This is a genomic window from Aquabacter spiritensis (genome assembly GCF_004346185.1).
Classification (GTDB): Bacteria; Pseudomonadota; Alphaproteobacteria; order Rhizobiales; family Xanthobacteraceae; genus Aquabacter; species Aquabacter spiritensis.
On record NZ_SMAI01000001.1, the window covers coordinates 225,564 to 241,268 of the forward strand.

The 15,705-nt window shown below is 70.6% G+C and carries 8 protein-coding genes; 5 read left to right on the forward strand and 3 right to left on the reverse strand.

Translation table 11 applies throughout. The features are described 5' to 3' along the window. Both EDC64_RS01120 and EDC64_RS01125 read right to left on the reverse strand, forming a co-directional pair. The gene (locus tag EDC64_RS01120) at positions 1-1,143 is read right to left on the reverse strand and encodes a mandelate racemase/muconate lactonizing enzyme family protein (RefSeq protein WP_132028806.1); all 1,143 of its coding nucleotides are present in this window, start codon (positions 1,141-1,143) and stop codon (positions 1-3) included. A 79-nt stretch (positions 1,144-1,222) separates the two neighbouring features. Continuing rightward, positions 1,223-2,230 carry a Bug family tripartite tricarboxylate transporter substrate binding protein gene (locus EDC64_RS01125; protein ID WP_132028809.1) on the reverse strand — a complete coding sequence of 336 codons (1,008 nt, stop codon included), beginning with the start codon at positions 2,228-2,230 and terminating at the stop codon, positions 1,223-1,225. Positions 2,231-2,335: 105 nt separating this feature from the next. Here EDC64_RS01125 and EDC64_RS01130 point away from each other — a divergent pair, with 105 nt between their 5' ends. Beyond that, positions 2,336-3,031: a GntR family transcriptional regulator gene (locus EDC64_RS01130; protein ID WP_132028812.1), complete on the forward strand. Its 696-nt coding sequence runs from the start codon at positions 2,336-2,338 to the stop codon at positions 3,029-3,031. 66 nt (positions 3,032-3,097) lie between these two features. Here EDC64_RS01130 and EDC64_RS01135 read toward each other — a convergent pair whose 3' ends face one another. Further along, complete coding sequence (locus tag EDC64_RS01135) at positions 3,098-13,174, reverse strand: autotransporter outer membrane beta-barrel domain-containing protein (protein ID WP_132028815.1); 10,077 nt, start codon at positions 13,172-13,174, stop codon at positions 3,098-3,100. Between the two features lie 137 nt (positions 13,175-13,311). Between EDC64_RS01135 and EDC64_RS23995 the strand changes: the two genes are divergently transcribed. The 4 genes from EDC64_RS23995 (at position 13,312) to EDC64_RS01145 (ending at position 15,702) form a co-directional block, all read left to right on the forward strand. Beyond that, entirely contained in the window at positions 13,312-13,434 is a 123-nt protein-coding gene (locus EDC64_RS23995; RefSeq protein WP_274594929.1) for a hypothetical protein, read from the forward strand. Between the two features lie 164 nt (positions 13,435-13,598). Beyond that, positions 13,599-13,763, forward strand: coding sequence for a hypothetical protein (locus EDC64_RS23400; protein WP_165933595.1), 165 nt, complete (start codon positions 13,599-13,601; stop codon positions 13,761-13,763). Positions 13,764-14,167: 404 nt separating this feature from the next. After that, positions 14,168-14,464 (forward strand): GNAT family N-acetyltransferase, encoded by a 297-nt coding sequence (locus tag EDC64_RS01140; protein WP_132028818.1) that lies wholly within the window; start codon positions 14,168-14,170, stop codon positions 14,462-14,464. 179 nt (positions 14,465-14,643) lie between these two features. Then, positions 14,644-15,702 carry an AI-2E family transporter gene (locus EDC64_RS01145; RefSeq protein ID WP_132028821.1) on the forward strand — a complete coding sequence of 353 codons (1,059 nt, stop codon included), beginning with the start codon at positions 14,644-14,646 and terminating at the stop codon, positions 15,700-15,702. The last annotated feature ends 3 nt before the right edge of the window (positions 15,703-15,705 follow it).

The following is a 15,705-nucleotide window of genomic DNA, read 5'->3' on the forward strand; positions in this document are numbered from 1 at the left end:
TCAGCCGACCCGGTAGCGGTCGATGACCGCGCGGTCGATCTCGATGCCGAGGCCGGGACCGGTCGGGATCTTCACCCGGCCGCGCGCCTGCACGATCGGCTCGGTCGCCAGATGGTCGCGGAACGGGTTCTCGCACTGCTCGAATTCCAGCAATGGCGCGAACGGAAAGAGGCTCGGCGGCTGGTCGGCGAGGGCGCCGAGGAAATGCAGCGTCGCGGCGATCCCCACCGCCGATCCCCAGGCATGCGGCACGCATTCCACGCCATGGGCCGAGGCGAGGGCCGCGATCTTCTTGCATTCGGTGAGTCCGCCGGCTGCACAGACATCCGGCTGCACAATATCCATGGCCTTGCGCACAATAGCGTCGCGGAAGCCCCAGCGGGTGAATTCGTTCTCGCCGCCGGCGACTGCCATGTCGAGGGCGCGGGAGACTTCGACATAGCCGTCGAGGTCTTCCGGCGAGATCGGCTCCTCGAACCATTCGATGTCCAGCTCCTCCAGCTTGCGCCCGAGGCGGATGGCGACGGGGACGGAGAAGGCATGATTGGCGTCGACCATAAGACGAATGTCCGGGCCGATGGCGTCACGAACGGCCTTTACGCGCTCGAAATCGCGCTGGACGTTGCCGAGGCCGATCTTCATCTTGATGGCCTTGAACCCATCCGCCACATAACCTTCGGCTTCTTCCACCGCCTCGTCGATCAGCCGGTCGAAATCGGTGAAATACAGGCCGGTTGCGTAGCAATCGACTTCCGTGCGGAAGGCGCCGCCGATCAATTTGTGGACCGGCTTTCCGGTCGTCTTGCCGATGATGTCCCACAGCGCGATGTCGATGCCGCTGATGGCGGCAATCGACATGCCTTTATTTCCATAGTCTTTGATCCGATTGTACAGATCTTCCCAGATCACCTCGACATCGAACGGATCGCGGCCGATCACGCGGGCGGCGAACTGCGTGTCGATGAACGCCCTGGCGACCGCGGACGGGCCGTAACACTCGCCCCAACCCACTGTTCCATCAGCGGTTTCTATCTCGACGAGGCACGTATTGCGGGTCTTGTAGAGCCAGCCCCGCGACGAGGTGAAGGGCTTCTCCACCGGGGACGACAGGACATGGGCCTTGACGCTCTTGATGCGGCTCACGGCGAATACTTTCGTTGACGGGAGGGGAAAGGGCGCGCGGCGGGGCCGGGGCGTGCGTGGAACACGCCCCGAACACGGCTTATTCGGCCTTGAACACCTGGGTAGCGACCGCATTTAACGACTTTTGTACGGCCTGAACTTCGCGATCGAGGGCCTCGCCGGTCAGATTGTCGACGAGCACGCCGTTCTCGGCGGCGAAGGCCTTGAAGCGGGGGTCCTGGATCGCTTTCTCGAAGGCCGCGATCAGCGTCTTGCGCACCTGCGGCGAGACCTTGGCCGGCGCGACGAGATAGGCCATCTGGACGACCGGCCCATAGGGGAACACGTCGTAGCCCTTTTCCTTCATGGTCGGGACGTCGGGGAAGACGGCGAGGCGGTCATTGGCGAACACCGCGATCGGCCGCACCTGCCCGGCCTTGATCTGGCCGATGCTCTCGGAAGGCTTCAGCACGGCGGCGTCGATCTGCCCGCCGGCGAGGTCGGTGATCACCTTCGCCCCGCCGGGATAGGGCACGTTGACATAATCGACCCCGGCCGCGCGGGCGGTCATGGTCGCGAAGATGTGGTTGATGTTGTAGGTGCCCGGCGTGCCGATCGTCACCTTTCCCGGGCGCTTCTTCAATTCGTCCATGAAGGCGCCGAGATCCTTCGGGCCGTTGACCGGAACCAGAAGCATCAGCGGATCGGTCGAGACGCGGGCGATCGAGGCGAACTGGTCGTTGCGCAGCGGCGTCTTGTTCTGAGCGATCATCGAGAGCGTCGAGGACGTCCCCATGCCGATCGTGTAGCCGTCCGGCTCGGCATTGGCGACGCGGCCCATGCCGATCGTGCCGGTGCCGCCCGGCACATTGTCGACGATGATGCGCATGCCGTTCTCGGCGAGGATCGGCGCCAGCACGCGCGCCGCGATGTCGTTGGAGCCGCCGGCATTCCACGGCACGATCAGCCGCACCTCGCGGGAGGGAAACTTGTCCTCCGCCGCCGCCGGCCCGACCACGATCCCGGCGGCCAAAGCCGCCACGGCCAGAACCGACAGCGCCGCGCCGGAATCGGGACGGCGGCGCCGCCCGAATTGCACCCACCCCATGGCATTTCTCCCTGTGTTGTTATTTGTTATAACAAACAACATACTTCGTGCTTGTCAATCCCCGTCAATCCGGGCACCCCTTGAGGGAGAGCAAGGAGCAGGCAGGTGAACGTGGTCGACCAGAACCTGTCGCGGATCGAGCGCGAACCGCTGTGGGACCGCGCGCACACCCAATTGCGCGAGGCCCTGCTCGCCGGGCGCTTCGAGCCGGGGAGCGCGCTCGTTTTGCGCCAGCTCGCCGACACGTTCGGCACCTCCATCACGCCGGTCCGCGACGCCCTCAGCCGGCTCGTGGCGCAGCGCGTGCTGGAACAGGGTCCGCGCAATTCGGCGCTGGTTCCGGACGTGCGGGCGAACGCCCTCAAGGATCTGATGGTGGTGCGCTGCGAGCTGGAAGGGCGGGCGGCGCGCGAGGCCGCGCTCAAGGCGGACGCCGCCGGCCTGGAGGCGCTGGAAGCCCTGCTCGCCGAAATGCGGGGGATGATCGCGAAACGGCGCCTCGACACCTATCTCGATGTCCATCGCCGCTTCCATTTCGGCGTCTATGCCATGTCCGGCATCGCGATCCTGGTGGAGATGATCGAGAATCTGTGGCTGCGCTGCGGCCCGGTCCTGTCCTTCGTCGTCCCGGAATATGTGCTCTCGCTGAAAGGCACGGACCATCACGCCGCTCTGCTGGCGGCGATCCGGGCGGGCGACGGCGCACGCGCGGAGGCCGAGATCATCGCCGATATCGAGGAAGCCGGACGCTATCTGCTCGGCCTGGCGGACACCGACGGCCGCATCCGGCGCGCCGGTTGAGGCGGCGGGGCGCGGCGAGACCGCCGCCCCGATTCTGCAGGTCGTTGCCCGTTTCCGCCCACGCCCTCACCAACGCACGCGCAAGCTTCCGGTGGCGCCGATCGTCGAATAGCCCTCGGAAATCATGGCATCCAGGCCGGCGGAGAGGACGAGGTTCGGCCCCGCCTGGAATTGAATTCCCGCATGTAGGTCCAGCGCATTGGCGACGGTGGGGATGGCGCTCTCCGAGAAGCTGGCGAAGGGCAGTTCCGCAAAACTCCGCTCAACGTTTCTCTCGGGGCTGAAATCGTGCATCCAGGCCGCCCGCAGATAGGGCGCATAGCGGCGTCCGTTCGGCTCCGTCCAAAGGGCGTCGAGCTGGAAGCCGGCATAGAGCGGCAGCGCCGTGATCGCGGTCGCGTCGTAGGTCAAACCTGGACCAAGGGCGCCGAAGCTTTCGGAGCCGGAACCGAGCCAGAGCTGGGTCGGCTGGAAGGCGAGGAAGGGGGTGAAGCTGGCCCCACTCGCGCCCAGCGGCAGGCTGTAGCCGATTTCCACCCGCCCGCCGAGCACCGTCCCATCGAGACCGGAATCGGTCGCGAGATCGAGGCCGAGATTGAACAGATTGCGGTCGAAATTGGCGCTGCCATAGCCGAGCGTGGCGATGGCGGAGAGATAAGCCGGGCCGGACTGATAGAGGCCGTAGAGGCTGAACCCGCCATAGCTCGTGGACGCGTTCGCCCCGTAATCGTTCGCCTCGAGGCTCGTGGTCGAAAAGTTGACCGCGCCCCCGAGGAGGACGGGGAGACTAGCCATTTCGCCGTCGAGGCCGATCGTGCCGCCGAAGGTGGATCCCGACAGGCCGCCGCCCGTCGTGACGCTGGCCATCGGCGCCGCCCAGAAATAGCGGCCGGCCGCCGCGCTGCCCGCCGCGGCGCCGGAAGCCGCTTCGGCCGGAGCCGAGTCGGTAGCCGTGGAGGCGGGCCGCAGGCCCATGCGCCAGCGATCGAGCTGGGTGGTGATGCCGGCCATGGCGGCGGAAGCGGAATTGATCATCGCCGTCGGCACGAGCGAGACCGCGCCGCCGCCGACCGTCTGGTAGGATTGCTCGAGACCCGCGACCGTCGTCACGGCGAGCAGAGCGGGCACGATGGTCTCGAACAGAGGCGAGGACCCGCGTGTCTGGATCTCGCCGATCAGCGTGCCGAGGACGATGCCGCCCGCCGAGAGGCCGAAGGGGGTGAAGTCGATCGTGGTGTTCAGGTTGAGCGTCGTCCCGTCCACGCCGAGGGCGAAGTCGAGCATCGCCGTGTCGCCGAGCACGGTCAGGCCCGAAACGGACAGACCGCGCTCGGCCGTCAGGACCGAAGTGGTGAAGCTCCCCGGCATGGCGCGGCCGGGATTGAACAGGACCCCCAACATGCCGCCTGAAAGTTCGGCGCTTCCGGACACCAGGAACCGGTCGGAGCTGAGCGTCATTTGATCGGTGCGTACCACCAGGAGGCCGGTCGAGGTTTGAGAGAGGCTGCCATGGAGGCGGCTCGTGGCGAGGCCAACGGATCCGCTGCGCAGGGTGCCGGCATTGCGCAGCAGGTTCGAAGCGCCGCCGAGGTCCAGAAACGGCCCCGCGAGCAGCTGGCCGGAGCTCAGATTCTCCACGGCGTTCACCGCGCCTGGGCTGAGAGCGAGATTGCCGAGCAGCGTCCCGCCATTGGTCACCGTGCTTTGTCCGCCCGATGTGACGATGGCCTGCCCCTCGGCACCGTCCAGGGCCGAGAGCAGGCCGTAATTCGTGATCGAATTTTCCGGTCCGTCGCTGCGCACGCCGATGCCGCCGCGCCCGCCTTGCACCGCGCCGGTCGCGGCGATGGTGATGACGGGATCGCTGGTGCTCTGCGCGAACACCCCGATGCCGCCGGCGCCCGTCGCCGAAATCGTCTGGTTCACATTGACCGTCACCAGGCCCGCGCTGCCGGACCCCTTCCCGGACTGGGCCGCGAAGGTGCTGCCGCCGCTCACCAGCCCGCCGCCGCCGCCGAGCGACTGCGCGACGACGCCATACGCATTGGCGCCCGAGACGGTGATCGGCGCATCGACCGTCACCGTCACATTGCCGCCCGAGCCGCTTCCGCCGACGAAGGTGGCGCTCGCGGCGTTGGATCCGCCGAGCGCAACGCCGCCGCCGCCGCCCACGGACTGCGCGAGAACGCCGATCGCCGATGCCCCTGAGGTTGTCAGCGTGCCGCCCACGGTGACCGAGACCGCGCCGCCATTGCCGCTGCCGCCGGTCGCGCCGAGGCGGGCGGAGGTGGTGCCTGCCGCAACGCCGCCGCCACCGCCGATGGACTGGGCGAGGAGGCCCACCGCACCCGCGCCGGAGGTGGACAGCGGGCCGCTTGTGGAGGCCGTCACCGCCGCGCCATCGCCGCCGCCGGAGCCGCCGAGCGTCGTCTGAAGCCCGCTGAAGGAGATGCCGCCGCCGCCGCCCACCGACTGGGCGAGCAGGCCGATGGCGAACGCGCCGGCGGTGGTGACGCCGCCGCTCGCGGAGGCGCTGGCGGTTCCCGCCGTGCCGCCCGATGCCCCCCCGAGGATCTGGCTTCCCGACAGGCTGGAACCGGCGCCGTCCACCACCAGGGTCGTGATGCCGCCGCCGCCGGCGACCGACTGGGCGATGATGGCGGCCGACGCGTCGCCCCATGTGGCCACGGAACCGGTCAGCGACACGCTCGCCGGCCCCGCCGTGCCATTCCCCGCCCCCGAGGCGCCCAGAGTCTGGGTGCTCGTGAGGGTGATGGACGTCGACCCGTCGCCGGTGAGCAAGGCGGCGGACAGGCCGCCGCCGCCCGCGATGGATTGCGCGAGCGCGCCGAAGGCGGACGCGCCCTGAGTGGTGATCGCCGCGGCATTGGTGACCGATGCGGCGCCGGCCGAGCCGGCCGCGCCGTTGGCGCCGCCGAGGCTCATGGTGACGGAGGAATCGGCGACGCTGCCGGTGATGGAGGCGCCGCCGCTGGCGAGGCCGCCGCCGCCGCCGATCGACTGCGCGAACAGGCCGGTGGCGAAATTGCCGGAAGTCGCGACCTGGAAGCTGCCGCTCACGCTCGCCGTCGCCGCGCCGCCGCCCTGGCCGCCGGTGCCGCCGAGCGCAAGACCCACCGCATAGGAGGCCGAGCCGTCGCTCGACGCGGCGGAGGCCATCACGTCCGACGAACCGCCCGCGCCGCCGCCGCCGCCGATGGATTGCGCGATGACGCCCATCGCCGAGTCGCCGACCGTGGTGATGCTCGCGAGCGACGTCGCTGTGACGGAGACCGCCGCGCCCCCGCCGCCGTTCGCGCCGCTGCCGCCGAGCGCGAAGCTGGCGGTCACGTCGCCCGAGCCTTGTGTGCTGCTGCCGTTTGAAGAGCCCCCGGCGCCACCGCCGCCGCCGATGGATTGCGCGACCAGGCCGTGCGACGAGGTGCCCGCGGTCGTAATGGCGGGGACGCCGTCCGTCGACCACACGGTCACGGTGATCGCGCCGCCCGCGCCGCCCGAACTGCCGGAACCGCCGAGAGCGACGCCCAAGGTTGCGTCGCTGCCTCCGCTGGCGCTGCTGGTGGAGGACCCGCCCACGCCACCGCCGCCGCCGATCGACTGCGCCAGCAGAGCCGGGGCGTTGACTCCATAGGTGGTGAGGTTGGATTGGATGTTGGCCGAGACGGTGCCGCCATCGCCCGCCGCGCCGCCGCTGCCGCCCAGCGACAGACTGACCGCCACGTCACCACCGGAGCTGGTGGACGAGGCCGACCCGCCCGCGCCGCCGCCGCCGCCAATGGATTGGAGGAGAAGGCCGGTCGCCTGCGCCCCGTTCGTGATCACGGATTCGGCGGCGGTGACGGTGACCGCGCCGGCATATTGCCCGCTGCCTCCCGTGCCGCCCAAGGCCATGGACACGTTGGCATCGCCGCCATCGGCCGAGGTGCTGTTGTCCGACCCCGCCGCACCGCCGCCGCCACCGATCGACTGGGCGAAGACGCCGTAGGCCAGTTCCCCCGAGGTCATGATCGTCCCATACGACGACACGGTCACATTGTTGCCGACGCCGCCCGTGCCGCCGGAGCCGCCGAGGCCGAAGCTGAGGGCATAGGTGCCGCTATTGGCATTGGTCGTGCTCGACCCGCCGGCCCCACCGCCGCCGCCGACCGATTGCGCGAGAACGCCCGTGGACTGGGATCCGGTGGTGGTGATGGACGTGTAGGAGACCACCGCGACCGCGCCGCCGGCCCCGCCGCCGCCGCCCGACCCGCCGAGCCCCATGGAGACCGCGACCCCGCTCGAGGCGGAGGAGGACGACCCCGACGCGGAGCCCGACGCGCTGCCGCCGCCGCTGCCGTCCCCGGCGGTCGCCGCCGAGGTCAGGGCGCCGCCCGACCCGCCGCCGCCGCCGACCGACTGGGCGAAGATGCCGTAGGAGACGGCACCGGAGGTCGCGATGCCGGGAGGCCCGTACAACGAGGCGCCGGTATTGACGTTGACGGTGACGGTGCTGCCATTGCCCCCCGCCGCGCCGGAGCCGCCCATCCCGAGGGCGAGCGACATCGTGCCGCCCGAGCCGGTCGTGGTCGAGGACGAGCCGCCGGACCCGCCGCCGCCGCCGACCGATTGCGCGAACACCGCGCTCGACGTGTTGCCATAGGTGATCAGCGTGCCCTGGGTGGTCACGGTGACGGCGCCGCCGGCCCCGCCGCCGGAGCCGGAGCCCCCGAGGGAAAGCGAGACGCTGTTGTCGCTGGCCGAGGCATTCGACGTGCTGGAGCCGCCCGACCCGCCGCCGCCGCCGACCGATTGCGCGAACACAGCGGGGGAATTGTCGGCCGAGGCGGTGGGCCGGCTGCCGGTCAGCAGATTGTAGCCGGTCGCGACGACGGCATAATTGAGGATGTTGACCGCGCCGCCATTGCCGCCCGAGCCGCCGCCGCCGCCGACGCTCATCGAGACCGAGGTGCCGCCGTCGCTGCCGGACTGGCTCGCTTTCATGCCGCTGGAACTGTCGGTGCCGGCCGAGGAGGAGGTGGTCTCGCCGCTGCTGCTGCCGGAGACCGAGCCGGTCGAGGCGCTGCTGCCGGAGCTCGAACCGCTGGACACGCTGGAACTGACGGTGCTCGACCCGCCATTGCCGCCGCCGCCGCCGACCGATTGCGCGAACACGCCCACGGCCGAAGGGCCGACCGTATTGATGTAATAGAGGCTCGCGGCGCTGCCGGCGGTCACGTCGACCTCGCTGCCCGTGCCGCCGCCGCCACCCGATCCGCCGAGCCCGAAGGTGATCGCCGCCTGTCCGCCGCTGCCGGCGGTGCTCGCGGCGGATCCGCCATTGCCGCCGCCGCCGCCGACCGATTGCGCGAACAGGCCCGCCGATTGGAGGCCGAAGGTCTGGATGTTGCCGCTCGCGGTGAGGGCGACGAGGCCGCCGGCGCCGCCGCCGCCCGCGCCGCCGCCGAGGCTGACGGAGGCGGCATAGGAATCGCCGTCCGCATTGGTGGAACTGGCGCCGCCATTGCCGCCGCCGCCGCCGACCGACTGGGCGAAGACGCCGACCGCCTGGTCGCCATAGGTCAGGATCTGGGAGGTCGCGGCGACCGTCACGGTGCCGCCGCTGCCGCCTTGCCCGCCATAGCCGCCGACCGAGACCGAGGCCGCGATGCCCTGGCTCGGCGCATCGTCGCTGGCCGAGGGGGCACTGGAGGAATCGCCCGACAGCGCGGTGGTGACGGTGCTCGCGGTATTGGCCGCGCCCGCCCCCGCGACCGAGGTGACGCCGCCCGACAATTCGCCGCCGTCGCCGCCGGTGGTGGTGGTGGAGGCGGCCCCGCCATTGCCGCCACCGCCGCCGACCGACTGGGCGAAGATGCCGGCCGAACTGGCGCCGGACGTGACCAGCGTGCCGCCGCTATTCACGGTCACGCTGGCGGCATTGCCGCCGCCGCCGCCCCAGCCGCCGACCGCGACGCCGACGGCATATTGGTTGCTCGAGGCGGTCGCCTGGGACCACCCGCCATTGCCGCCGCCGCCGCCGATCGACTGCGCGTAGATGCTCGGCGACTGGGCGCCGTAGGTGGAGATGCCGCCGGCGGTTGAGCCGGTATTGGTGTTGATCGTGACGGCGTTCGCCGCGCCGCCCTGCGCGCCGCCGCCGCCGACCGCGACCGCGACCGAGACGGTCGACGAGATCGCGTTGGAATCCGCCGACCCGCCATTGCCGCCAGAACCGCCGATCGACTGGGCGAAGATGCCGGGCGACTGGTCGTTCCCGAGGGTGGAGGTGCCGGTCTGGATCGTGCCGGTCTGCGCGATATTGAGGCTCGAGCCGTCGCCGCCGGAGGCGCCCGATCCGCCGATCGTGACGCTCGCCGCCGCGCCGTCGGTGCTTTGCGAGACGCCGGACAGGCTGAAGGCGCGGGACGAGCCGCCATTGCCGCCGGCGCCGCCGATCGACTGGGCGAGGATGCCGGGCGACTGATAGCCCAGCGTGTAGATGCTCGCGGCGTTGACCCCCACTGCGGAAGCGGCCTGACCGCTGCCGCCGCCGCCGCCAGTCGCGCTGGCGCCGCCGACCGACACCTTGGCGTCGCCGCCGCCGGTCGCGCCGGCACCGGCGATGGCGAAGCCGCCATTGCCGCCGGCGCCGCCGATCGACTGGGCGAGGATGCCCGGCGACTGCGACTGGAGGGTCGAGATCGTCGCGGTGGCGGTCACGATCGCGACCTGGGACGAGCCGCCATTGCCGCCGCCGCCGCCGATCGTCACGTCGGTCGCGAAGATCACCGAGCCGGCCGCCCCGGCGCTGAACCCGCCATTGCCGCCATTGCCGCCGATCGACTGGGCGATGATGCCCGGCGAGAGGAGGCCGTTGGTGCTGATGGCGCCGTAGGCGCTGACAGTCGCGCCGCCCTGGGCGCTGCCGCCGGCCCCGCCCGGGCCGCCGATGCTGACCGGCGCCGAGCCGCCGGTGCCGAGCGCGCCGGCAATGTCCCAGCCGCCCGCCCCGCCGGCCCCGCCCATATTCTGCGCGACGATGCCCGGCGACTGGTTGCCGGCCGTGGTCACGCCATTGGTCGAGACGACGACGCCGTAGGACGTGCCGCCCGCCCCGCCGCCGCCGCCGAGGCTGATGCCGGTCGCCGCCGATCCGCCGAGCGACCCCGCCACCGCAATCCCGCCGAGGCCGCCCTGCCCGCCGAGGCTCTGCGCGACCACGCCCGGCGAGAGCGGGCCGGAGGTCTGGACGAGGGGATTGTAGAGATAGGCATAGACGGTTCCGGCGCCGCCGCCCGCGCCGCCGCCGCCGCCCAGCGCCAGCGTCGCGCTGGCCCCGCCCGACACCCCGCCGCTGACGGCATAGCCGGCATTCCCGCCCGGCCCGCCGAGTGCCTGCGCGACCACGCCGGGCGCATTGCCGGCGGTGCCGGCCGAGGCAGAGATGTCGCCGTAATTGAACACCTGGACGATGTTGGTGTAGGAGCCCGCCCCGCCGCTGCCGCCGACGGCGAGCGTCGCCGCCCCCGACGTGCTCAGCGCCCCCGCGACCGAGAAGCCGCCCGACCCGCCGCCGCCGCCGATCGCCTGGGCGAGCAGGACCGGCGCGCCGCCGCCATAGGTGCTCAGCGCGCCCCAGTTCTGGACATAGACGAGATTGGCGGAATTGCCGCTGCCGCCGGCTCCGCCGACGCCGAGCGCGAGCGAGGGCGACATCGACAGGTCGGCCGACACCGAAAAGCCGGCCGCGCCACCGCCGCCGCCGATCGACTGGGCGGAAATCGCACCGGCGCCATAGCCATAGGTGGTGATGTTCGCGCTGCCATAAGCGGCGTTGACCTGGGCATTCTGGTTGTAGACATAGACCGCGCCGGCATAGCCGCCGCCACCGCCCGATCCGCCGACCGTCAGGCCGACCGCGGTCGCCCCGCCGGCATTGGCGGTGATGCTGGCGCCGCCGGAGCCGCCGCCGCCGCCGATCGATTGCGCGAGAATGCCGGTGGAGCGCGCGCCATAGGTGGTGATGACGCCGCCGGGATTGTCGGCCGCCACCCAGCCGCCATAGCCGCCCGATCCGCCGACACCGCCGACCCCGATGCTCAAGGTCGCGTTATCCGACAGGCTGCCGGCGATCGACGCGCCGCCCGATCCGCCGCCGCCGCCCGTCGACATCGCCATCAGGCCGACGGAATCGTCGCCGCGTGTGAGGATCTGGACGCCGTTGCTGCCGCCATAGACGCCGCTCGCCGCGCCGCCCGACCCGCCGGACCCGCCGGTGGTGTACGAGAAGCTGCCGCCGCCGGAATCCGAGAGCGACAGGGCATAGCCGCCCGATCCGCCGCCGCCGCCGATCGACTGCGCAGCGATGCCGGGCGAGCCCTGGCCTGCGGTCGAGACGAGGCTGCCGGGATACGGCCCGCCGATATAGGGAGAGGTGAAGGTGAGCAGCGCGCAGGCATTGGTGGCGTAGATGTTGCCGCTATAGGTGTTGCAGTTGGTCGCGGCCCCGCCGCCGGCGCCGCCGGAGCCGCCCGCCCCGCCATGTGAAATCGATGCGGCGGCCGCGCTCGACATCGCGAGGGAAAGCGACCCGCCGCCCGTCCCGCCGCCGCCGCCGATGGACTGCGCCAGGATGCCGGCGGAATTGATCTCCACCGTCGAGACCGTGGCGATGTTGTCGGCCACCACGGCACCGCCATTGCCGCCCGATCCGCCGGTTCCGCCGAGCGCGAACGACGCCCCCGCCACACTGGAGGACGAGCCGGACAGGCCGAAGCCGCCCGCCCCCCCGCCGCCGCCGACCGATTGGGCGAGGATGCCGAAAGCCGCGCCCGCGCTCGCCGCGGGTGCAGCGGAACCGTTGCACGATCCGGTGCAGATCGCGCCGAGATTATAGACGAACACCTGCCCGCCGGAGCCGCCGTCGCCGCCCGAGCCGCCAATCGCCACCGCGAGGTCGGGGGCGCCGCTGAACGCCATGCCGCCCGACCCGCCGGCACCGCCCAGCGACTGGGCGAAGATCGCCGCGGAAGAGCCCCCTGTCGCGTTGAGCGTCGCATAGTTGGAGACCAGCACGTTGGAGCCGGATCCCGCCGGCCCGCCATTGGCGCCGAGGGCGATCAAGCCGGCCGACATGCCGGCATTGCCGCCGCCGCCGCCCATGGACTGCGCATAGATCGCGTACGTGCCCTGGCCCGTGGTCGAGATCGTCGTCGTATCGACCGAATAGTTCGTCCCGTAATTCTGCACATAGACGATGTCGGCGTTGCCGCCATAGCCGCCACTGCCGCCATTGCCGCCGAAATAGCCCGAGGACGATCCCCCGCCCCCGCCCGAGCCGCCGATGCTCTGCGCGAAGATGGCGGTGCTCTGCTGCGAGGACACCGAGGCGAAATTGGTCAGGATGACGCCGCCGCCGGAAGAGCCGGTGCCGGCTTTGCCGCCGTTTCCGCTGCTGGCGGAACTGTCCTCGTTGCCGCCATTTCCGCCCTGCCCGCCGGCGCTCTGCATCCAGATGCCGTAGGCTTCGGCGCCCGTGGTCGCCACGGCGATGTAATTGTTGAGCGTGACGGGATAGCCATAATTGCCGTTGCCGCCATTGCCGCCATTATAGTCGACGGAGCCGGTGTCGCCGCCATTCCCCCCCTTGCCGCCCTGCGAATAGAGCACGATGGCCGACGCCGTGAAGTAATAGGTGCCCGATTGCTGGCCGGTGGTCAGCGTGACCGAGTTGCCCGGCCCGCCCTGCCCCCCGCCGGCGCCGCCATATTGGCAGCTTCCGGAGCTGCCGCCATTGCCGCCATTGCCGCCGGTCGCGCTCGAAACGACGAACGAGCCGTTATAGGTCGAGCCGGCGGCGCCGCTATATCCGAGCGAGAAGTCATAGGAATAGGCCGCGTAACCGGATTGGCCGTCACCCGGACCATGCCAGGTATCGCCCAAGGCACAGTCGGCGTTCGACCCGTTCTTGCCCGCCGCCGCCACGTTCTGAGGGTCGTAATAGATCGCCGGACCGATCGCGGGGGCCGTCGTCTGTGCGAACGCTCCCCCGGAGACGGCCCCGAAACAGGCGACGGACGCCAGGAGACGTGCCGCGCGGGCGGACAGGATGGGCCGATTTTGCGCACAGCTGCCGACCCGCATGATATTCCCCCCGGCAAAGCCTGCCTTCCCAAAGGGTACACGTCCCTTGCTGCGCCGCAGGATGGCGATTTTTGCCGATTGTGATACCGCCCTGCTGGCTCGCGAGACTGTGAACTCGCCCGATCCCGCGCCGTCTCGTGGATCGCGGGGGCGGGCGACGGCGCACGCCGGAGGCCGAGATCATCGCCGATATCGAGGAAGCCGGGCGCTATCTGCTCGGCCTGGCGGACACCGACGGCCGCATCCGGCGCGCCGGTTGAGGCGGCGGGGCGCGGCGAGACCGGCCCTCGGCGCCCCGGCCGGCATGGGGCATGGCATGCACTCCCCGGCGAGGCACCGCCACCGGCGGATCGGACCCCCCTTGGAAGCCGACCAATGTCCCGCTAGCATTGCGCGCGGCATAAAGAGTGGTGAGGACGAAGGCATGAGCCGGCTGATCTTTCCCGAGCGAGCGGCGACATCGGAAAAGGCCTCGCCGATGCGCCCGTCGCGCATCTGGGCACGACCGTTGTGCCGGCAGGTTCCCGTTGACGGGGGCACGAAATCCAGCACGGTCGGTGCCACGGATACCATTTTCCAGGTCTCCTGACGCGCGCTCCGGCTCCGCCCCAAAGCCGGGGGATCCGCCGCTCCGGAGGGGCGGCGCCGGCGGGCGCCGGCTGACGGTTTTGCCTTGAGACTCCGATCGGATCCGGCTCTCGGCACGCGACTTTTCCGTCTTGATGCCGCTGTGCGCGCTCCTGCGCCGGTCGCGTTCGGCACGGCGGAACGGCCCGCCGGAACGGAGACCTCCGCATCCTTGGTCGCCGCCCGAATTCTGACGAATGGCGACGGCCAGAACGCGCCGCGCGTCACGCAGGGCGCGGCAGAGGTGGGCGGAGAGGGATCCCGCGATCGCCTGAGACGTTATAGGGTCGAAAAGGTGCCGGTCGCCCCGCAGGGCGCGGCGCGCCGCGCCCTGCGGGGCCTCGCGGGCGGCACTCGGGAGGAAAGATGGACGAATCCAGCGATGCGGTGCGCCGCGAAGACGCGGCCGGTCATGGGCGCTACGTCATCCCTCTCGCGCCGGGCGTCGAAGCGATGATGACCTACCGGCAATCCGACCCGCACATGATGGTCATCGACCATACGGAGGTCCCGCGCGCCTTCGAAGGCCGCGGGCTTGCCGCGCGTCTGGTCGCGGCGGCGGTGGCGGATGCGCGGCGGGACGGGTTCAAGATCCGGCCGCTGTGTTCCTATGTTGCGGCGCAATTCCGCCGCCATCCCGAGTGGGAAGACCTGCGCGCCTGACGGACCGCGATCGCCCGCCCCGCGTGCGGTGACGCCGGCGTGGCGGCGCCCCCCTCCCGCAATGGCGCGCACGCAGCGCGACGTTTCAATTGAAGGCGATATCGCGCAAAGATGCCCCGCCGGCCCGGCGGCGGACGCACCCAGATCGGCACGGGCCCGAACCGGAGCATATGTTGTCCATGACATCGCCGAGCGTGCAGCAGCTGACTTTCGCCGTCGTCGTCGTGGTGGTCACGGCAGCTTTCGTCTGGCTGCTCATTCCGTTCTTCGGGGCGGTGCTCTGGGCGGTGATCCTGGCCCTTTTGTTCAACCCGCTTCAGCGCCGGCTGGTCGCCCTGTTCGGCGGACGGCGGGGCGTCGCCGCAGGGGTGAGCGTCCTCGCCTGCATCTGCATCGTCGTGATCCCCGGATCGATGATCCTCGCCTCCCTCGCACAGGAGGCGACCGGGCTGTACCAGCGGATTTCCGACCGGGACTTCAATCCCGCGGAGATTCTCACGCGCGCCCAGGAGGCGCTGCCGGGCTATCTGCGCGAGCTTCTTCCGACCTTCAATCTCGAGAGCCTGAAGGATGTCGGCCAGCGCCTCGCCTCTGTGCTCGGTCAGGCCTCGCAAACCATCGCCGCCCGCGCGGTGAGCATCGGCCAGGGCACCGCGCAATTCTTCATCAGCCTGGGCGTGATGCTCTACGTCCTGTTCTTCCTGTTCCGGGACGGCGGCGCCCTGTCCAACCAGATCCGCCGGACGAGCCCGCTCAGCCCGCATCACACCGACAGCATTCTCGGCAAATTCTCTGACGTGGTGCAGGCGACCGTGAAGGGGAACGTCATCATCGCGCTCATCCAAGGGGCGATCGGCGGCGTCACCTTCTGGCTGCTCGGCATCGAAGGCGCCCTTCTCTGGGGCGTGCTGATGGCAATGCTCTCGCTCGTGCCGGCGGTCGGCGCGCTGCTGGTCTGGGGACCGACGGCGGTCTATCTCCTGCTCACCGGGGCCTATCTCAAGGGCGCCATCCTTCTGGGGGTGGGCACGTTCGTGATCGGCCTGATCGACAATGTCCTGCGCCCGCCTCTGGTGGGAAAGGGCACGCGCCTGCCGGACTATGTCGTCCTCGTCTCGACCCTCGGCGGTCTTTCCCTCTTCGGCGTCAACGGCTTCGTCATCGGCCCGCTGATCGCCGCCTTGTTCGTCGCGGTGTGGTCGCTGCTCGCCCAAGACCGGAACCACGGCGACGTGTGACGG

Coding starts and splice junctions, on each gene's coding strand:
- EDC64_RS01125 (WP_132028809.1), bottom strand. CDS start 2,230: ATGGGGTGGGTGCAATTCGGGCGGCGCCGCCGTCCCGATTCCGGCGCG.
- EDC64_RS01135 (WP_132028815.1), bottom strand. CDS start 13,174: ATGCGGGTCGGCAGCTGTGCGCAAAATCGGCCCATCCTGTCCGCCCGC.
- EDC64_RS23400 (WP_165933595.1), top strand. CDS start 13,599: ATGAGCCGGCTGATCTTTCCCGAGCGAGCGGCGACATCGGAAAAGGCC.
- EDC64_RS01140 (WP_132028818.1), top strand. CDS start 14,168: ATGGACGAATCCAGCGATGCGGTGCGCCGCGAAGACGCGGCCGGTCAT.
- EDC64_RS01145 (WP_132028821.1), top strand. CDS start 14,644: ATGACATCGCCGAGCGTGCAGCAGCTGACTTTCGCCGTCGTCGTCGTG.